At 62.2% G+C, this 17,906-nt stretch carries 17 protein-coding genes; 4 read left to right on the top strand and 13 right to left on the bottom strand.

The window, feature by feature from the left end; all coding sequences use genetic code 11:
- Positions 1 to 28: 28 nt before the first annotated feature.
- Both Q0063_RS03965 and spoIVA read right to left on the bottom strand, forming a co-directional pair.
- The gene (locus Q0063_RS03965; RefSeq protein WP_297870677.1) at positions 29 to 346 is read right to left on the bottom strand and encodes a hypothetical protein; all 318 of its coding nucleotides are present in this window, start codon (positions 344 to 346) and stop codon (positions 29 to 31) included.
- A gap of 274 nt (positions 347 to 620) precedes the next feature.
- Positions 621 to 2,096 carry a stage IV sporulation protein A gene (gene spoIVA, locus Q0063_RS03960; RefSeq protein ID WP_297870676.1) on the bottom strand — a complete coding sequence of 492 codons (1,476 nt, stop codon included), beginning with the start codon at positions 2,094 to 2,096 and terminating at the stop codon, positions 621 to 623.
- Positions 2,097 to 2,447: 351 nt separating this feature from the next.
- On the opposite strand from spoIVA, the gene Q0063_RS03955 reads away from it, so the two are divergent.
- From Q0063_RS03955 to Q0063_RS03940, 4 genes are all read left to right on the top strand, one after another.
- The gene (locus Q0063_RS03955; RefSeq protein WP_297870708.1) at positions 2,448 to 3,329 is read left to right on the top strand and encodes a transporter substrate-binding domain-containing protein; all 882 of its coding nucleotides are present in this window, start codon (positions 2,448 to 2,450) and stop codon (positions 3,327 to 3,329) included.
- A 73-nt stretch (positions 3,330 to 3,402) separates the two neighbouring features.
- Positions 3,403 to 4,053 (top strand): amino acid ABC transporter permease, encoded by a 651-nt coding sequence (locus tag Q0063_RS03950; RefSeq protein WP_297870675.1) that lies wholly within the window; start codon positions 3,403 to 3,405, stop codon positions 4,051 to 4,053.
- A gap of 11 nt (positions 4,054 to 4,064) precedes the next feature.
- Entirely contained in the window at positions 4,065 to 4,832 is a 768-nt protein-coding gene (locus tag Q0063_RS03945) for an amino acid ABC transporter ATP-binding protein (RefSeq protein ID WP_297870674.1), read from the top strand.
- Between the two features lie 12 nt (positions 4,833 to 4,844).
- Complete coding sequence (locus Q0063_RS03940) at positions 4,845 to 5,288, top strand: DUF4240 domain-containing protein (protein WP_297870673.1); 444 nt, start codon at positions 4,845 to 4,847, stop codon at positions 5,286 to 5,288.
- Between the two features lie 51 nt (positions 5,289 to 5,339).
- Here Q0063_RS03940 and Q0063_RS03935 read toward each other — a convergent pair whose 3' ends face one another.
- From Q0063_RS03935 to priA, 11 genes are all read right to left on the bottom strand, one after another.
- Positions 5,340 to 6,878 carry a DUF3794 domain-containing protein gene (locus tag Q0063_RS03935; protein WP_297870672.1) on the bottom strand — a complete coding sequence of 513 codons (1,539 nt, stop codon included), beginning with the start codon at positions 6,876 to 6,878 and terminating at the stop codon, positions 5,340 to 5,342.
- Between the two features lie 175 nt (positions 6,879 to 7,053).
- The gene (locus Q0063_RS03930) at positions 7,054 to 7,212 is read right to left on the bottom strand and encodes a hypothetical protein (RefSeq protein WP_297870671.1); all 159 of its coding nucleotides are present in this window, start codon (positions 7,210 to 7,212) and stop codon (positions 7,054 to 7,056) included.
- A 92-nt stretch (positions 7,213 to 7,304) separates the two neighbouring features.
- Positions 7,305 to 8,189 (bottom strand): ribosome small subunit-dependent GTPase A, encoded by an 885-nt coding sequence (gene rsgA, locus Q0063_RS03925; RefSeq protein ID WP_297870670.1) that lies wholly within the window; start codon positions 8,187 to 8,189, stop codon positions 7,305 to 7,307.
- Entirely contained in the window at positions 8,186 to 10,141 is a 1,956-nt protein-coding gene (gene pknB, locus Q0063_RS03920) for a Stk1 family PASTA domain-containing Ser/Thr kinase (protein ID WP_297870669.1), read from the bottom strand. Before pknB ends, rsgA begins: the two co-directional genes overlap by 4 nt.
- A gap of 15 nt (positions 10,142 to 10,156) precedes the next feature.
- Positions 10,157 to 10,894 carry a Stp1/IreP family PP2C-type Ser/Thr phosphatase gene (locus Q0063_RS03915; RefSeq protein ID WP_297870668.1) on the bottom strand — a complete coding sequence of 246 codons (738 nt, stop codon included), beginning with the start codon at positions 10,892 to 10,894 and terminating at the stop codon, positions 10,157 to 10,159.
- Positions 10,891 to 11,922 carry a 23S rRNA (adenine(2503)-C(2))-methyltransferase RlmN gene (rlmN, locus tag Q0063_RS03910; protein ID WP_297870667.1) on the bottom strand — a complete coding sequence of 344 codons (1,032 nt, stop codon included), beginning with the start codon at positions 11,920 to 11,922 and terminating at the stop codon, positions 10,891 to 10,893. Before rlmN ends, Q0063_RS03915 begins: the two co-directional genes overlap by 4 nt.
- 14 nt (positions 11,923 to 11,936) lie before the next feature.
- Positions 11,937 to 13,253, bottom strand: coding sequence for a 16S rRNA (cytosine(967)-C(5))-methyltransferase RsmB (rsmB, locus tag Q0063_RS03905; protein ID WP_297870666.1), 1,317 nt, complete (start codon positions 13,251 to 13,253; stop codon positions 11,937 to 11,939).
- Positions 13,250 to 13,981, bottom strand: coding sequence for a zinc metallopeptidase (locus Q0063_RS03900; RefSeq protein WP_297870665.1), 732 nt, complete (start codon positions 13,979 to 13,981; stop codon positions 13,250 to 13,252). Before Q0063_RS03900 ends, rsmB begins: the two co-directional genes overlap by 4 nt.
- 16 nt (positions 13,982 to 13,997) lie before the next feature.
- Complete coding sequence (fmt, locus tag Q0063_RS03895; RefSeq protein WP_297870664.1) at positions 13,998 to 14,936, bottom strand: methionyl-tRNA formyltransferase; 939 nt, start codon at positions 14,934 to 14,936, stop codon at positions 13,998 to 14,000.
- On the bottom strand, positions 14,936 to 15,430 hold the full coding sequence (gene def / locus Q0063_RS03890; protein ID WP_297870663.1) for a peptide deformylase: 495 nt from the start codon (positions 15,428 to 15,430) through the stop codon (positions 14,936 to 14,938). Before def ends, fmt begins: the two co-directional genes overlap by 1 nt.
- Before the next feature lie 16 nt (positions 15,431 to 15,446).
- Positions 15,447 to 17,891, bottom strand: coding sequence for a primosomal protein N' (priA, locus tag Q0063_RS03885; protein WP_297870662.1), 2,445 nt, complete (start codon positions 17,889 to 17,891; stop codon positions 15,447 to 15,449).
- Positions 17,892 to 17,906 lie beyond the last annotated feature (15 nt).

Genomic DNA, 17,906 nt, shown 5'->3' with positions numbered 1-17,906 from the left:
CGGAAGGGTCTGCGGCGGCTTTCTCCTGTCAGTCCAAATCCCTGTCCATGCTGATTACGGACCGTGCGCAGGATTTTAACGGGTCCGGTATGTGGTCGAAATTCTGTTCCAGGATTGGAAAGGGCGGCCATTCATAATCGCCCAAAAGCCCCAGGGCATCCTCCGCCGCATCAATGTCATCTGAGGAAACCGCCACCCTTTGCAGCAGCTCCACCAGCCCGTCGTGAATGTCCGAGATGTCCTGCTTGTAATAGGGGTCCATGAACCAGTCCAGGGCCAGCAGCAGTCTTCTTTTTGCGCCGGCATCAGGGCCCAGAAGAATGGCCCGGATAGCCGGAAGCCCCATCCGAATGATCTCTTTTTCGCTCGTTCCGTATGAAATAAAGCCGCCGCGTTCCACTGCCGTCCCCTCCCCTGCGCTGATTCTGATGAACCGATCATATCACATCACGGAAGGGGGTTCAAGTACATGGAAGCGCGGGGCGTGTCTGTTCTCCCAATTGTGCCAGACTCCCGGAAAACGGGACACAGCCCGTTCCCTGCAAAAAAACTCCGAATGGGATGGGACGCAGCCGGCATGGGGACAGGCGGACGCCGTTCCCGGCGCCCGCCCGTCTCTCTCACAGGATAATGCAGATCAGCCCCCCGCTGCCCTCGTTGATGATGCGGGTCAGGGTTTCCTGAAGCTTCTTCCGGGCGTCGTCCGGCATCCGCTTCAGCTTGCCCTGAAGGTCGTCGCTGACCAGCTCGTGGAAGCTGCGGCCAAAAATATTGGATTGCCAGATTTTCCCCGTGTCTCCCTCGAACTCCTGAAGCAGGTAGTTCACCATATCCTCGGACTGCTTCTCGTTGCCCACGATGGGCGAGACGGCGGTCTCGATGTCCGCCCGAATCATATGGATGCTGGGAGCGCTGGCCTTCAGCCTCACGCCGTAGCGGCCTCCCTGCTTCATGATTTCCGGCTCCTCCAGGGTCAGCTCGTCAATGCCGGGGACCACGATGCCATACCCCGTTTCCTTCACGTCCTTCAGCGCCCCGGCCACCTTGTCATATTCCGCTTTCACCGCCGCCAGACGGGTCAGCAGGCTCATGAGGTCGCCGTCGTCCCCCACCTCAAATCCGGACTGCTCCGACAGCGTCCGGTAAAACAGTTCACGGGGCAGACCCAGCCGGGCGGCGGCCACGCCGGTGCCCAGGTCAATGGCCGTGATGGCCGCCTCACTGATATTCTCACAGCTTCCCAGGGCGGCGATGACGCCGTCCACCTCCCGGATATGCTGGAGCTGCGAGGTGCTCTGCCGGACCGCCTCGTAAAGGTTTGCCTTAATGGGGTGCGCCGACGGCAGAGCGTCCACCCAGGGAGGCAGGAACAGGTCCAGCTCCTGCATGGGAAATTCGTAGAGGACAGCCTTGAGGATGTCCGCCACGTCCTCCTCCCCCAGCTCCAGGCAGTTCACCGGAACGCAGTTCACCTCATAGCGTGAGGCGATGTCTCTGGCGATGGCGGCGGCCCGGTCGGACCTGGGATCGGCGGAGTTCAAGAGGACGATGAAGGGCTTCCCCAGCTCCTGGAGCTCCCGGATGACCCGCTCCTCCGCCTCCAGATAGTCCTCTCGGGGAATATCGGCCACCGTTCCGTCGGTGGTGATGACGATGCCGATGGTGGAGTGCTCGGAAATCACCTTCCGGGTGCCGATTTCCGCCGCCTCCGTCATGGGAATTTCGTGGTCGTACCAGGGCGTCGTCACCATCCGGGGCGTGTCGTCCTCATACTGGCCGATGGCTCCCCGGACCATGTAGCCCACGCAGTCAATCAGCCGCACGGAGAAGGACGCGCCGCCCTCCAGCTGAACCTGAGCCGCTTCCTCCGGCACAAATTTGGGCTCCGCCGTCATGATGGTCCGGCCGGAACCGCTCTGGGGCAGTTCATCCCTGGCCCGCTCCTTGCGGTACACATTTTCAATGTTGGGAATCACCTGGGTTTCCATAAAGCGCTTGATAAAGGTGGACTTGCCGGTCCGCACCGGGCCCACCACGCCGATGTAGATATCTCCCGCGGTGCGGGTGGCGATATTCTGATAGATGGTCGTGTTCATAGCATCCCGTCCTTTTTCCGCTCCATATTCATGTTCCAATCTATGCCCGTCCCCATGAAAGTATGACGGCTTGCCTGAGAACCTGCGTTCACAACCGCTGAACGCTGTCTGAACGGTCTTTTTCCTGCCATACTGCGTCAATTTCCCTTGCAACAGGAAAAATCCTCGCCCATGCAGCTCCCCCCGGCTATGAATACAGGTTCTGATTTTGGAGAAAGCACACAAAGAACCCTCCTCTGTCAAAGGGGTGATTTGGTCGAATTCATGCTTTACAGCTGTTCTTTCATATGGTAAACTGTTAGTGTATTAAACGAACGGGCAGCCCGTTCAAATTTGGAGGATGAAAACATGATGAAAAGCAAGAAACTTCGGGCCCTTCTGCTGGCCCTTGTGATGGTCCTGAGCCTGGCGGCCTGCGGCGGCAAGGACTCCGGCGGCACCGCCGGCAGCGACTCCCCTGCGGCCCCTCCGGAGAACCAGCCCGCCGGAGACGCCGGAAGCGGTCAGGCAGACAGCGACCTGGCCTATGTTCAGGGAAACGGGAAAATGGTGATTGGCTACACGGTCTATGAGCCCATGAACTACACCGACGCCGACGGAAACTTCACCGGCTTTGACACGGAGCTGGCCCGGGCCGTCTGTGAAAAGCTGGGCGTGGAGCCGGAATTCCAGGAGATTATCTGGGAGACCAAGGAAGTGGAGCTGGCCGGCAAGTCCATTGACTGCATCTGGAACGGCCTGACCCTGGATGCCGAGCGGGAGGCCAACATGAACTGCACGGTTCCCTATGTGAAGAACGCCCAGGTGGTGGTGGTCAAGTCCGGAACGGACTATGCCGGTACCTCTTCCCTGGCGGGAAAGACTGTGGTGGCGGAGGTTGGCTCCGCCGGTGAGGCACAAATCATCGGCACGGAGGACTCCGAGCCCGACGCCGGCCTGGCCCAGGCGGATTATGTGGGCAAAAGCGTTCAGACCGACTGCCTGATGGAGGTCAAGGCCGGCACTGCCGACGCCGCTGTTCTGGACCTGACCCTGGCGAACGCCATGACCGGTGAGGGCACGGACTACGCCGATCTGGAGATTGTGGATGAGCTGGCCGTTGAGAACTATGGCGTCGCCTTCCGCAAAGGCTCTGATATCCGGGACGCCGTCAATGATATCTTCGCGGAGATGGTGGCTGACGGTTCTCTGAAGGCCCTGGCCGGCCAGTACAACCTGGAGCTGGCTGAATAAGAAACATACAATCTTCCGTGGGACAGGGGAATTTTTCCCTTGTCCCACAGGGAGTTTTTTGAGGTGTGAACATATGAGTGTAATCCTGGGCCGCCTGTGTGAGGGCTTTATCATCAACTGCCAGATTTTCGGATTGACCTTGATTTTCTCGATTCCTCTGGGGCTTCTGGTCTGCTTTGGCTCCATGAGCCGTTTCAAACCCCTGTCCTGGCTGGTCAAGACCTTTGTCTGGATCATCCGGGGCACTCCCCTGATGCTCCAGCTGCTGGTCATCTTCCTGGGGCCGGGTCTCCTGGGCTGGGGAACGCCCTGGCCCGCCGGAAACAGTGGGCGGCTGATGGCGGCGGTGGTGGCCTTTGTAATCAATTACGCCTGCTACTTCTCCGAAATTTTCCGGGGCGGCATTGAGTCGGTTCCCCGGGGACAGTATGAGGCCGGACAGGTGCTGGGCATGACGAAGCCCCAGATTTTCTTCAAGGTCACGCTTCTTCAGCTGGTGAAGCGCATCGTTCCCCCCATGGGCAACGAAATCATCACCCTGGTCAAGGATACTTCCCTGGCCCGCATCATCTCCAACAAGGAAATCATTATGACCGCCAATGAATACGCGGCCAAGGGCCTGATCTGGCCCCTGTTTTCTACGGCGATTTTCTTTCTGGTGTTTGTAGGCGTCCTGACCCTGCTGTTTGGCTGGTTTGAACGGAAGCTGGACTATTTCCGTTAAAGGAGAAACGTATGGCAATCTTAGAGGTACGGAATATTGAAAAGCACTTCGGCAATACCCAGGTTCTCAGCGATATCAGTTTTTCCCTGGAGGAGGGACAGGCCCTGTCCATCATCGGTTCCTCCGGCTCCGGAAAGACCACCCTGCTCCGCTGCCTGAACTTTCTGGAGCGGCCGGACCACGGCTCCATTGCCGTAAAGGGCGGCGTGATTTTTGACGCGTCGGACCCCTCCACCCAGTCGGAAAAGGACATCCGGCAGAAGCGGCTTCACTTCGGTCTGGTGTTTCAGAATTTCAATCTCTTCCCCCAGTACACGGCGCTGCAAAACGTCACCCTGGCCCGGGAGCTGCTGTCCAAGGAACGGGGCGGCGAGAGTAAAGAAGCTATTGTCAAGACGGGCCGGGAGCTGCTGGCGCGGATGGGTCTGGCGGACCGGGCGGACCATTATCCCCACCAGCTTTCCGGCGGACAGCAGCAGCGGGTAGCGATAGCAAGGGCATTGGCTTTACAGCCCGACATCCTGTGCTTTGACGAGCCCACCTCCGCCCTGGACCCGGAGCTCACCGGCGAGGTCCTGCGGGTCATCCGCTCTCTGGCGGAGCAGAAAACGACCATGATTATCGTCACCCACGAGATGGCCTTTGCCCGGGACGTGGCGGACCAGGTGATTTTCATGGACGGCGGCGTCATCGTGGAGCAGGGCGATCCCCGAGAGGTCATCGACCACCCCAGGGAGGAACGGACCCGGCAGTTCCTGGCTCGGTACACGGAGAATTAGGAGGCGCATCCCGTGGAGAATGAAGCATTCTTCTGGAGAGTCATGGACCTGCTGAACTGGAACTGTGCAGGCGACGACAGTCAGGTCCTTGCGCCGGCGCTGCGTTTTCTGGCCCGGCGGTCGGACGAGGAGATTTTTGCCTTTGAGGACACTATGGCCCGTCTGCTGCACAATCTGGACAGCCGAAAGATTGCTCAGAGCCTTTATAAAGACACAAACAGTATGTCCGCTGACCTGTTCCTCTATCAGCGGTGCGTGGCTGTGGTCAATGGGCGGGCCTATTATGAGGCCGTTCGCAGCGGAAGTACCAGACTGAAGCCTGACCTGGAATTTGAGTCGGTGCTCTATCTTCTCGCAAACGCCTGGGCCAAAAAGCACCGCCGGGATCCGGAGGACTATCCACACACCCCTGGTATCAGCTATGAAAGCCTGATGAATCAGGAATTATGGAAATAAAGCAAGCGGACGTTTCCAAGACGGGAAACGTCCGCTGTTTTCATTCGCTCATCACGCCCGCTTCCTGGGAATCAGCAGCAGCTTTTCCCGGGGCAGGTCCTCCTCTCCCTCCAGCTGGTTGGCGGAAAGAATGGAGTCAATGGTGGTGTTGTATTTCTTTGCCAGGTCCCAGGCACTCTCCTGCCGTCCCATACAGCGCAGCACCAGAGAGGGCGCCCCTGTCAGGTCCTTGGGAGACTCCGCATCCAGCTTGGCGGCGGAGACGCAGACCTTTTTGACCCGGGAGGCCGCCTCCACCCGGAAATCCACCGGGAAGCGGACCTCGATTCCTCGGTCTCCCAGGGAGCCCTGGACCTCCTCCGGGCAGACCGCCCGTGCGGTGATCCGGCAGTCCTCCGGCAGCTCCAGCTGGCAGCTGGCGTCGATGCAGCGCTCCGCCACCAGGGGCACGCCGCCCTCGTCCAGATACATGGCCCGGACGGTTACGCCGGTGCGCAGCACGGCCATGTTCCCCTCCCGGCTGACGGAAACTGCTCCGCACTGGGCCGACAGCGCCAGAATGGCATTGGCCACCACGCCAATCTCCAGCACCTCCCGCACCGTCTGACGGCGGTTCATGGCCTCGCAGAAGCTGGTGAGGGACAGCGGCGCGGCCTCATAGGTCATATCATAGGCCGTGGAATAGAGATCGCTGAGCAGAGTCAGGTCCTGTTCCTCCCGCATCAGGGCGGTGGCGTGCAGGTACAGTGTCACGGCAATCTGCCGGCCCTCGGGGTCGTCTCCGTCAATCTGGAAATCCGTCCCCGTCAATTGCAGCTGCATGGCCGCGGCAGCGCCCTCGGTGACGCCCTCCACCTCCATGATTTGGGAAAAGGGCAGTTCCGCCGCCATGGAGCCGCAGGTTCCTTCGCTGTCACGGTAGAGCAGGCTGACGGAAAAAATCCCCTTGAAAATCAACTTGCTCCCCACGATTTTCGCCTCGGTGACGGTGCTGGAAACCTGGTTGGTCAGCAGCTCCGCCGCTCCCTCCCGGCCCGGTGAGAGATTGACCTCCTCCGTAAAGGTAAAATCCTTTTCAGCAATGTGTGTTAAAAGGATTGCGTGCTGCTGCTCCTGGCGCTTCTCCACACAGAAGCCCTCTTCGGCCTCCACGTCGGTGCAGAAGCTGAGGGGCGTCCGCTGATAGGCGGTGATATGTGTGACCAGCTTGCAGTGTGTAAAAATCTTGCGGGGGTTCAGCATCCGGGTCTCCAGAAATTCCGGTTCTGTCTCCGCTGTCAGGTACTGGCAGCCCGACAGGCTCCGGTTGTCGCTCTCAACGGTAAAGGGCATGGCGAATTCCAGCGTCCGGACGCCCGGCTCTCCGTCAGGGGTGTAGAGCACCGTCACCCGCACGGTGCCGGAGAGCTCCGCCTTCCCGTCCCGCAGCTCCCGGCTGTGGAGATAGACCTTCCCCACGGTTTCGATGATGCGGGCAATATCGGGGCAGTAGTCCGGCACAATGGTTTCCGCCGTTTCCTCCTGGGTCAGGGTCAGCTCGCCCCCCGTCTCATAGGTGTCCAGAGACGTTTTTTTCAGTTCCAGTTCCATGAACTCCGTCCTTCCTTTCCAGGCAGTTCCATCGTATTCCTGTCCTACTCTATGAACTGCCCGGCAGGCTTATTCCTTCACCTTGAACAATTTCCGCAGAATTCCGCGAAGCATTTTAGGGGATTTCCAAACCACGATGTTCATAAAGCCGCCTCCTAAATTTAAGTAAAGGAATTCACCGCCTGCAGCATGCGCAGCCGCAGGCAATCAGCAGAAAGGCCACCAGGAACAGCAGCGCCCCTACCGGGAAAATCGCGGTAATCAATATCCCGGTTCCCAGCGCCGCGGCGCAGATACCCAACAGGTGACAGCCGCCCCAATCTCTCCGGCACATGACGCCACACCTCCTTCCCTCTGGTTCAGTATATACAGCGGTGATTGTCCCTGGTGCAGAAAAAGTCCGCCCAACGGGCGGACTCTTCTGTCCTATTTCTTTTTCTCCTGCCAGTCCTGAAGAGGCTTCAGCTCCTCATACAGGCGGAGATAGCTTTGATGGCGGCTCTTCCGGATGCCGCCCTGTTCCAGAGCCTCCAGCACGGCGCAGCCCTGCTCCCTGGTGTGGGCGCAGCCCACAAATCTGCACTGTCCCAGATAGGGCCGGAATTCCAAAAAGGTCTCCGGCAGACGGCGTTTGAGCTCCAGGTTCAGCTCCTCCGCCTCAAAGGAGGAGAAGCCGGGAGTATCCACCACCTCCGCCCCGCAGGACAGGCGGTGGAGCTCCACATGACGGGTGGTATGACGCCCCCGCCCCAGGGCGGTGCTGACCTCCCCCACCTGGAGCTGAAAATCAGGGTCCAGCGCATTTAAAATGCTGGATTTTCCAACACCGGAGTTCCCTGTAAAGGCAGACAGCTTCCCGGCAATCAGCCCTTTCAGATCCTCCAGGCCCTCCCCTGTCTCCGCGCTGACGCGGAGAGTGGGAAAGCCGGAAGACTGATAGATGGCATAGAGTTCATCCGCCCGGTCCAGGTCGCACTTGTTCAGCAGGACCATCACCCGGCAGTCCTTCAGAGCGGCGATGGACGCCACCCGGTCGATGAGGAAGGGGTCCGTTTTGGGAATGGCGCCGGAGGCAATCACCACCAGCTGATCGATATTGGCCACGGCGGGCCGGGTGAAGGCGTTCCGCCGGGGCAGAATCCGCTCCACGAAGCCCTCGCCGTTTCCCAGGGCCCGGAGTTCCACCTGGTCCCCCACCAGCGGGGAGACGCCCTCCTTCCGGAACTTCCCCCGGGCCCGGCATCGCAGGACCTCTGCGCCGGTGTCCACGTAATAGAAGCCGCTGAGGGCTTTTTGAATCCGGCCCGTCATGACAGATTAAAGTCCACCGAGCCGCTCTGCATCGGGTCCAGCACACCGTCGAACAGCACCCGGAAATTCTGGATGCCGGAGCCGGTCAGCGGAGGATTGATGGACCCCTGGGCGCAGCTGACCCGTTCGTCGTACTGGGCTTCCACCTCGTCGCCTACATAGATCTGCACGGACACTGTGCTGCGGTCGTCCTGAGGAAGGTCAATGCCCACATTCACGGTGTTTTTCGTCAGGCCCTTGCTGACCCGCAATTTGACGGTGTCGCCCTCCTTGACCATGGTGGTGGCCTCAATGCTCTGCCAGAGGATGGTCCCCGGCTCCTCCTCGCTCTCCACATACTCGATGTCGGCGTCGGTGCAGACCAGCTTATAGGTCTCCGCCAGCTGAGGCCGGATTACGTCGATGCTCTGGTTGACGCACAGGGGCATGGGGAATTCCTTCAGCTCCGGCCCCTTGCTGACAATCAGCCGGATGGTGTCCCCCTGCTTCAGAGGCTCGCCCTCCGCCGGCTCGCTGCGGATGATATAACCCTTGGTGACCTGGTCGTTAAACTCCTGTTCCGCCTCGTCTGCGATGATCTCCAGATCGTACTTTTCAATCAGGCTCTTCAGGGCGGACCGCGCCTGGGAAACGGTATGGTTTACCACCCCGGGCATATTGGCCGTTTCCTCCCCGGCGCTGATCCAGACCTCAATATACAGGTTGTTCCCCTTGCGGTAGTCGTCCGGCTGGGGATTCTGCCGGACGATGGTGCCCACCGGCTTGTCGCTGTACTCATTGCCCATATTCCTCAGCTCGAAAACGCCGTTGACGCTCTCCAGCCTGCCGGCATCCTCCAGCGTATAGCCCACAACGCTGGGAACCACGTAGGATTCCGGCACAGGCTCCGGCTCAAAGGAGTCGGAGACCGTCCGGAACAACACCACCGCCAGCGTGGCGGCCAGCACCAGCGCCACGGCAATCAGAACCTTCTGGGCCGCGCCGCCGGAGGACCGGCCATAGTCGTCGTCCTCGTAAACCTCTTCCCTGCGGCGCTTCTCCCTCTCCCGGACCGGGCGGATGCGCTGGGTGGGGTCGTTGGGCTCCTCCGGACGAAGGTCCACCAGAGAAAAGTCCAGGTCCACGCTGGGATTTTTCCGGAAGTTCTCCAGGTCGGCAATCATGGCGTCGGCACAGGGGTAGCGCCGGTCCAGGTCCGGCGTCATGGCCTTCATGCAGATCAGCTCCAGCTGAGGCGGAATCTCGGGGTTGACCTCCCGGGGCGCCAGAGGCACGGCGCTGAGGTGCTGAATGGCCACAGAGACGGCGGAATCCCCCTCAAAGGGCAGCCGGCCCGTCAGCATTTCGTACATCACCACACCGGCGGAATAGATGTCCGACCGGGCATCGGTGCGGTCCCCTCTGGCCTGCTCCGGGGAAATATAGTGGACGGAGCCCAGCGCCTCCTGAGTCAGGGTCTGGGCGGAGTTTTCAAGGCACGCGATGCCGAAATCGGCCACCTTCACGCTGCCGTCCCGCAGGACCATGATATTCTGAGGCTTGATGTCCCGGTGGACGATGCCCCGGCTGTGGGCGTGGCTGAGTCCCCGCATGATCTGGGTGATGAAATGGAGGGATTCCCGCCAGTTCAGCTGGCCCCGCTTCTCCATATACTGCTTGAGGGTGATGCCGTCAATCAGCTCCATGACGATATATTCCGTGTCGCCCCCCCGGCTCACATCATAGACCGAAACAATGTTGGGGTGGGACAGCTGGGCCACCGCCTGAGACTCCGCGTTGAACCGGCGGCGGAAATCCGCGTCCTGCGCCAGGTCGGGCTTCAGGACCTTGACCGCCACCAGACGGTTCAGCCGCTGGTCCCTGGTTTTATAGACCACCGCCATGCCGCCGGTGCCGATACACTCCAGAATCTCATATCGGCTATCCAGTACTTTTCCGATGTATTGGTTCATACAGTCCCGCCTCCCTTACAGATTCCGCATCAGGACAACGGTTACATTGTCCGAGGCGCCCCGGCTTTTGGAGATATGCAGCAGACGGTCCAGACAGGTCTCCGGTTCTCCGCGGAGGACTTCCTCCCACATCTCCTGATCTGTCACGGTATTGACCAGCCCGTCGGTGCACAGCAGCAGGCAGTCCCCCGGCAGCCACGGGCAGACGAAGCAGTCGCACTGGGTGTCCGCGTCCGGCCCCAGGGCCCGGGTAACATACTTCCGTTTCGGGTGGCGGCGGGCCTCCTCGGCGGTGATGCCTCCCCGGGCCATCAGGTCCTCCACCAGGGAGTGGTCACGGGTCACCTGGGTGATACCCCGGGGCGTGATGTGATAGGCCCGACTGTCTCCCACATTGGCCACCACCGCCCCGCCGTCAAAGACAATGGCGGAGACCAGGGTGGTCCCCATGCTCTGGTATTCCGGCAGGCGTCCGGCGGCCTCACGAATGGCCCCGTCGGCCATGGAAATCGCCTGCGCCGAGGCCGTTTGCAGCGCCTCCGCCGTCATGTCCGGCCGAAGCCGCTTTTCCAGCTCCGCCATAAAGGTCTCCGCGGCGATGCTGCTGGCCAGCCTGCCCCCGGCATAGCCGCCCATTCCGTCGCAGACGACGCAGACGCTGTGGCCGGATTCCGTCCGCTCCCGCACCGCGTAAGCGTCCTGGTTTTCCCGGCGGACAAGACCCACGTCCGTCATGCCCAAAATGTCGATCATTGAGGACTCCCCTCCTTCTGTGTCTTCCGGCGGAGCTGGCCGCAGGCGGCGTCAATGTCGCCGCCCAGGCTCCTGCGGACGGTGGCGGTCACGCCGTGGCTCTCCAGCCGCTTCTGAAACGCCGCCGTCCGCCGGGAGGGCTTGAAAGGCCGCTCCTCCACATCGTTCAGCGGAATCAGATTCACATGGCCCGGCATCCCCTTCAGCCGTTTGGCAATCAGGTCCGCCTGCCAGTCGTGGTCATTCACGCCGTCAATCATGGCGTACTCAAAGGAAATCCGGCGGCCCGTCTTTTTGAAATACGCGTGGCAGGCGGCGAACAGCGCCTCCACCCCATAGGCGCGGTTAATGGGCATCAGCCGCGAACGGGTGGGGCTGTCCGGCGCGTGGAGGGACACGGACAGTGTCAGCTGCAATCCCAGCTCCGCCAGGCGCTTGATTCCGGGAATCACGCCGCAGGTGGAGAGGGAGATATGCCGCATCCCGATGTTCATGCCGTCGGGGTGGTTGACAATCTCCAGAAATTTCAGCACATTGTCCAGGTTGTCCATAGGCTCGCCAATGCCCATCAGCACGATGTTGGAGACAGGTGCGCCGGAGTCCTTCTGTGTGAACAGTACCTGGTCCAGCATCTCCCCCGGCGTCAGGTCCCGGACCTTTCCGGCAATGGTGGACGCGCAGAAGAAGCAGCCCATACAGCAGCCCACCTGAGAGGAAATGCACACGGTGTTTCCGTGGCGGTAGCGCATGAGGACGGATTCCACGCAGTTGCCGTCTCCCAGCTCCCAGAGATATTTGATGGTACCGTCTCTGGCGGAGACCTGTTTCCGGGCTGCCCTGGGCGGCGTCAGCACGCAGAGCTCCTCCAGCCGCCGCCGAAGCGTCAGGGGGATATTGGCCATCTCCTCGAAGGACTCCGCGCCCCGGTTCAGCCAGGAGAAGACCTGCTTCCCCCGAAAGGCCGGTTCCCCCAGCTCCCCCAGAAACTCCGTCAGCTCCGGGAGGGTCATGGATTTCAAATCAATCATAAAGAGCCTCGTATTCAACCGCGCCGCGTCATGCGGCAGATGTAAAAGCCGTCGGTGCCGTGGCGGTGGGGCCACAGAGTCATCTGGCCCTCCGTCTCCCCGATGGGCTCCGGCAGTCTGAAGCCCTCCTGGAAAAAGTCAGGGTGCGCGCCGAGGAAGGCCCTCGTCACATCCTCGTTTTCCTCCGGCAGGATGGTGCATGTGGAGTAAATCAGCACGCCGCCGGGCCGGACATATTCGGCGGCGTTGTCCAGAATGGCGCTCTGAATCACCGGCAGCGTAAAGAGATCGTCCGCTCGCTTCCGGCGGATGTCCGGCTTTTTCCGCAAAATGCCCAGGCCGGAGCAGGGGGCGTCCACCAGTACGGCGTCAAAGCCGTTCCGCCACTCCGCCCGGCGGACGCGCCCGTCGGCCGCGGCGGTTTGGATAGAGGTCAGACCCAGCCGCTCCGCCCCCGCCCGGATGCGCGTGAGCTTGTTTTCATGGAGGTCGCAGGAGATGATTTCCCCCTGGTCCCTCATGGCGATGGCGGCGGCGAAGGATTTTCCGCCGGGGGCGGCGCAGACGTCCAGCACCCGGCTTCCGGGCTTCAGGCCCGCCGCCAGCACCGCCAGCCGGGCCGCCGGGTCCTGAACATAGAAGGCTCCGGCCTGAAAGGCCTCCAGCCGTTCCAGCCCGCCTGTGCGCTCCAGCAGCAAACAGTCCGGCAGCCAGGGGTGAACCCTCGTTCCAACGCCCCCGGCCTCCAGGGAGGCAGCCGCCTGGTCCGTGTCAAAGCGGAGGGTGTTCACCTGCGCCGCAATAGGAGGCTGGCTGTTGCCGGCGCTTAAAAGCGCCTCCGTCTCCTCCCTGCCCAGCAGGGCAAGCAGCCGCTTCACCATCCACCTGGGGTGGCTGTACCGAATGGACAGGTATTTCGCCTCGTCCCGCTCCGGAATGGCAGGCAGGGTCTCCCGCTCCCGGCACAGCTTCCGCAGGACGGCGTTCACCAGTCCCGACGCCGCCCCCCGTCCGGCGCTCTTCGCCAGGTCCACCGAGGTATGAACGGCGGCGTTGTCCGGCACCCGGTCCAGAAACAGAATCTGATAAGCGCCCAGCCGCAGGATATCCGCCAGAGGCGGCTGAAGATGGTCCAGCTTCTGGGTGCAATAGGCGGAGAGGTAGAAATCCAGCAGCAGTTCATTCTGGAGAACGCCATAGACCAGACGGCTGCACAGAGCGGCGTCGGCCGGCGTAAGCTCCGCCAGAGCATGGGCCAGGGCTGCGTCCGCCCAGGCGCCCCGGGTCCGGCAGGCGGTCAGGACCCTCAGGGCCCGCTCCCGGGCGCTCATCTGCGGCCTCCGCCCCGGCGGCTGCTCCGGCCCAGGAAGACCAGCACATAGCGCAGCAGCTGAAGGGCCGACATCAGCAGAGCCGCCACATAGGTCAGCGCTGCCGCCCGCAGCACCTTCCGGGCCCCCCGCAGCTCGTCGCCGTCCAGAAGCGCCTCCCCCGCAATGGTCTCCAGCGCCCTGCGGGACGCGTTGAACTCCACCGGTAGCGTCACCAGCTGGAACACCGTGGTGAGGGAAAACAGCAGAATGCCCAGGAAAAACAGGCTCTGGCTGTACAGCAGCATTCCAATCAGCAGCAGAAAGAAGGAAAACCGGGACCCCAGCTGAGTCAGCGGCACGATGGCGCTCCGCAGGCGGATGGGGGCGTAGCCCTTGGCGTACTGCACCGCGTGGCCCGCCTCGTGGGCCGCCACGCCCACCGCCGCCACCGTCGCGGCGGCATAGACCGGCTCGGAGAGATAGATGGTGTTGCTTCTGGGGTCATAGTGGTCCGTCAGACTGCCCTGGCAGGGCCGGACAGGCACATTGTAGACGCCGTGGGTCCGCAGGACGGCCTCCGCCGCCCTGGCTCCGGTCAGACTGCGCCGGTTCCGCCCGCCGCTGTACTTCCGAAAGGTGTGGCTCACCTGAAACTGGGCCCAAAGGGACAGAAGCACCACGGGAATCATCAGCAGACAATAGAGGTTATTGGCCAGGAAACTGCCGTAATGGTTGTAATAAGGCATAAAATCACCAGCTCATTCAAGATTCGGGATTTGTCTGCCTGGGCGGGCGGTGCCCCATCAGATACGCCCAGGCGGACATCCGCTTTCCCCCCTGGGCCTGGAGCTCCCGCACCCGCAGCAGCTTCCCGTCGCCGCAGGCGATGTCGATTCCCTGCTTTCCCTCCGCCGCCCTGGCTCCGGGCTGAAGCCCGGTTGCCTGGTCCAGCTCTTCCACCGAATAGAGCTTCATGGGCTCGCCGCTGATGACGTCCGTCGTGGCGCAGGGCCAGGGAATCAGGCCCCGGACCTGGCAGGCAATCTCGTGGGCGGACCGGGTCCAGTCAATGGGAGACAGACCCTTTTCCAGCTTGGGGGCGTAGGTGCTCAGGCTCTCGTCCTGAGGCGTCCGGGCGGCCGTCCCCGCCGCCAGGGCCCGGACGGTCTCGGACAGCGCCTCCGCGCCCAGCTCCGCCAGGCGCTCCGTCAGGGACTGGGCATCCTCCTCTGCTCCAATGGGAGTGGACTTTTGCAGGATGATGTCCCCCGCGTCCAGGGCCCTGGCCATATACATAATCGTCACGCCGGTCTCCGTCTCCCCGTTCAGAATGGCCCAGTTGATAGGCGCCGCCCCCCGGTACCGGGGCAGCAGGGACGAGTGGACATTCACAGAGCCCAGAGGCGGCACGTTCAAAATATCGTCAGGCAGAAGCTGTCCATAGGCCGCCACCACCGTCAGCTCCGGCGCCAGGGACCGGAGCAGCTCCAGAGCCTCGCCGCCCTTCAGGCTGACGGGCTGAAAAACCGGCAAATTTTTTGTTAAGGCATATTCCTTTACAGGCGAGAAAGCCAGCTTGTGCCCCCGGTTTTTGGGCTTATCCGGCTGAGTGAACACGCCGCAGATTTCGTGGCCGTCCTCCACCAGATGGCGGAGGGAGGCCACGGCGAATTCCGGCGTTCCCATGAACAAAATGCGCATCAGTCGTCCTCCTGATTCATCAGTTCCTCCACTTCCTCCTCTGTGAGGAAGCGGTCGATGTGCTCCGTGTACAGGCGCCCGTCCAGATGCTCCAGCTCATGGCAGAAGCACCGGGCCGTCAGGCCCTCGCCCTCCACCTCAAACCACTGTCCGTCCCGGTCCTGAGCCCGCACCCGGACATAGCCGGGCCGGGTGACCAGCCCCCATTTTCCCGGCACGCTGAGGCAGCCCTCCAAACCGGTCTGCTCGCCGCTCCGGGCAATGATCTCAGGATTCACCAGCTCAATATACTCCTCCGAATCCATGTCCATGACGATGCAAAGCCGCCGGAGGATGCCCACCTGAGGCGCAGCCAGTCCTGCGCCGTTGGCCTCCGCCAGCGTTTCCGTCATATCGTCCAGCAGCGTGTGCAGACGCTGGTTAAAATCCGTCACCGGGCGGCAGACCTTTGTCAGGCAGTCCTCGCCCATCTCCACAATCTTACGCAGTGCCATTGTTTGTGTACCTCCCTTAGTCTGCGGCATTACAGTCCGCGGAAATATGCAGTCCCCGGTTCTCGCGGGCGGCGGAAAAGTCCCTGAGCAGGCGGCTGATCCGCTCCCTGGTCTCCCGGTCGTTCCTGCCTGTCAGCAGCACCCGGTAGCGGTAGCGCTCATTCAGCTTCAAAAGCGGCGGCGGAGCGGGACCCAGGATATCCCCCCCCGGGAACAGGCGGCGCAGGCTGTCCCGCACGTGCAGAGCCGCCCGGAAGACCGCACCCTCCTCCACCCCGGAAACCGTGATAGTGAACATATCCGCGAAGGGTGGGCTGCGCCGCAGGCGGCGCATCTCAATCTCACCGGCATAGAAGCGGTCGTAATCCTGACAGGCGGCGCACTGAATCACGTCGCTGCCCGGCGTATAGGTCTGAATCACGGCCCGGCCGGTCTTGCCGCCCCGGCCCGCCCGGCCCACCACCTGGGTCAGCAGGCTGAAGGTCCGTTCCGCCGCCCGGAAGCTCTCCACATACAGGGAGAGGTCGGCGGCCAGGACCCCCACCAGGGTGACGTTTTCAAAGTCCAGCCCCTTGGCCACCATCTGGGTGCCCAGGAGGATGGGAATCCGTTCTTTTTCAAAGCGGCTCAGAAGCCGTTCATGTCCCATGGCGGTGGTGTCCGCGTCCATGCGCAGTATGTCCGCCTCCGGAAACAGGCCGCGGAGTTCCTCCTCCACCTTCTGCGTGCCTGCGCCGACCTGCTTCATGATGCCGCCGCAGGCGGGACAGGCCTCATAGCTCCGCTGGGAGTGGCCGCAGTGGTGGCACATCAGCCTGCCGTTCACCGAGTGATAGGTCAGCGCCGCGCTGCACCGGGGACATTCCGGAACCAGGCCGCACTCCCCGCAGAGCAGCATCCGGCTGCTGCCCCGGCGGTTTAAAAAGAGGATGCTCTGCTCCCCCCGCTCCAGGTTGGCCGCCAGCTCCCGGCGGAGGTCCCCGCCAATCAGACCGGGATTCCCCGCCTTGATCTCCTCCTTCATATCGGAAATCAGCACCTGCGGCAGGGCCCGTTCGTTGTAGCGGCGGCGCAGCAGCGCCTTTTGATAGCGCCCCGTCTCCGCGGCCCAGGCCGTTTCAACAGACGGCGTGGCGGACCCCATAACCAGAACCGCCCCATCCCGGCCGCAGAGGTACTTTGCTATGTCCCGGGTGTGATACCGGGGGGAATTTTCCGACTGATAGCTCCCCTCCTGCTCCTCGTCCATAATCAGCAGCCCCAGGTTTTGAAGGGGCGCGAACACGGCGGAGCGGGTGCCCAGCACCACCCGCACCTCTCCCCGGCGGATGCGCTTCCACTGGTCGTAGCGCTCCGACATCCGGAGGGCGCTGTGGAGCATGGCCACATCCTCACCGAAGTAGGAGGAAAAGAGCCGCAGCATCTGGGGCGTCAGCACAATTTCCGGCACCAGAACCATGGCGTTTTTGCCTCTGGTCAGTATTTCCTGAACCAGACGCAAATAGACCTGCGTCTTTCCGCTGCCGGTGACGCCCTGGAGCAGCACACCGGAGGCCTGTCCGGTTTCCGTCAGAGCCAGAATCTGTTCATAGGCCGCCTGCTGCTCATCGCTCAGCACAATGGGCACGCCTGCGCCCGGGGGCTCGGCCTTGGGAATCCGCAGCTCCTCTATTTCGGAAAAGGTCAGAAGGCCCGCCTTTTCCATGTTCCGCAGCACCTGCATGGACGCGCCGGTGAAATAGGAGACGTCCGCGCAGGCGGTCCTGCCGTTGGCCGCCAGCAGCCGGACCACCTCGGAGCGGGCGGATGAAGACCGCTTTTTTGCCTCAACGACCGCCAGAGCCTCCTCGGCGCTGACGGCCAGCTCCGCCATGCGGCGGGTCTTGTCGGAGATTTTTCGGGCGGCGGCGGTCTCCTGCCAGACCAGACCGGCATTTTGCAGGGCATTGAGCGCCGGGAGGGTCTCAGCGCCAAAAAGCTCCCGCATCCGCTCCAGCTCGGCGCCGCCGCCGGACTCCTGAAGAAATTCCAGCAGCTCCGGTCCGTGCCGCAGTCCCCGGGCCGCTTCACGGGCCGCGCCGGGGTCCAGCTCTGCCGTGAGACGCCAGATTTCCTGAATCCGGTACCACAGCCCGGCGGGCAGTATGGTTTTCACCGCCTCAAACATGGTGCAGAAGTATCTCTGCCGCATCCACGCCGCCAGGGACAGCCCGGCGCTGTCCAGCACCGGTTCCCGGTCCAGCAGACTGGAGAGCGGTTTCAGCCCCGGCGTCTTCTTCCCTTCCCTCCGGGCCAGGATGATTCCCTCGGAAAGGCGGTTGCCTCTTCCAAAGGGCACTGTTACCCGCACGCCGGGGACCGCCGATTCCAGCATGGCCCCAGGCACCAGATAATCATAGGGCTTGTCAATGAAGTAGGGCGCGGCGCTGACCGCAGCCTTAACGATTGTCACGGTCTCCATGTCCCGCCCTCCTTT

This window comes from uncultured Oscillibacter sp., from assembly GCF_947654275.1.
Classification (GTDB): domain Bacteria; phylum Bacillota; class Clostridia; order Oscillospirales; family Oscillospiraceae; genus Oscillibacter.
This window is presented reverse-complemented; position numbering and strand designations above follow the sequence as displayed.

Coding starts and splice junctions, on each gene's coding strand:
- Q0063_RS03915 (WP_297870668.1), bottom strand. CDS start 10,894: ATGATCGACATTTTGGGCATGACGGACGTGGGTCTTGTCCGCCGGGAA.
- Q0063_RS03945 (WP_297870674.1), top strand. CDS start 4,065: ATGGCAATCTTAGAGGTACGGAATATTGAAAAGCACTTCGGCAATACC.
- Q0063_RS03900 (WP_297870665.1), bottom strand. CDS start 13,981: ATGCCTTATTACAACCATTACGGCAGTTTCCTGGCCAATAACCTCTAT.
- pknB (WP_297870669.1), bottom strand. CDS start 10,141: ATGAACCAATACATCGGAAAAGTACTGGATAGCCGATATGAGATTCTG.
- Q0063_RS03965 (WP_297870677.1), bottom strand. CDS start 346: ATGGGGCTTCCGGCTATCCGGGCCATTCTTCTGGGCCCTGATGCCGGC.
- Q0063_RS03935 (WP_297870672.1), bottom strand. CDS start 6,878: ATGGAACTGGAACTGAAAAAAACGTCTCTGGACACCTATGAGACGGGG.
- rlmN (WP_297870667.1), bottom strand. CDS start 11,922: ATGATTGATTTGAAATCCATGACCCTCCCGGAGCTGACGGAGTTTCTG.
- priA (WP_297870662.1), bottom strand. CDS start 17,891: ATGGAGACCGTGACAATCGTTAAGGCTGCGGTCAGCGCCGCGCCCTAC.
- spoIVA (WP_297870676.1), bottom strand. CDS start 2,096: ATGAACACGACCATCTATCAGAATATCGCCACCCGCACCGCGGGAGAT.
- Q0063_RS03955 (WP_297870708.1), top strand. CDS start 2,448: ATGAAAAGCAAGAAACTTCGGGCCCTTCTGCTGGCCCTTGTGATGGTC.
- rsgA (WP_297870670.1), bottom strand. CDS start 8,189: ATGACGGGCCGGATTCAAAAAGCCCTCAGCGGCTTCTATTACGTGGAC.
- Q0063_RS03950 (WP_297870675.1), top strand. CDS start 3,403: ATGAGTGTAATCCTGGGCCGCCTGTGTGAGGGCTTTATCATCAACTGC.
- rsmB (WP_297870666.1), bottom strand. CDS start 13,253: ATGAGCGCCCGGGAGCGGGCCCTGAGGGTCCTGACCGCCTGCCGGACC.
- def (WP_297870663.1), bottom strand. CDS start 15,430: ATGGCACTGCGTAAGATTGTGGAGATGGGCGAGGACTGCCTGACAAAG.
- Q0063_RS03930 (WP_297870671.1), bottom strand. CDS start 7,212: ATGTGCCGGAGAGATTGGGGCGGCTGTCACCTGTTGGGTATCTGCGCC.
- fmt (WP_297870664.1), bottom strand. CDS start 14,936: ATGCGCATTTTGTTCATGGGAACGCCGGAATTCGCCGTGGCCTCCCTC.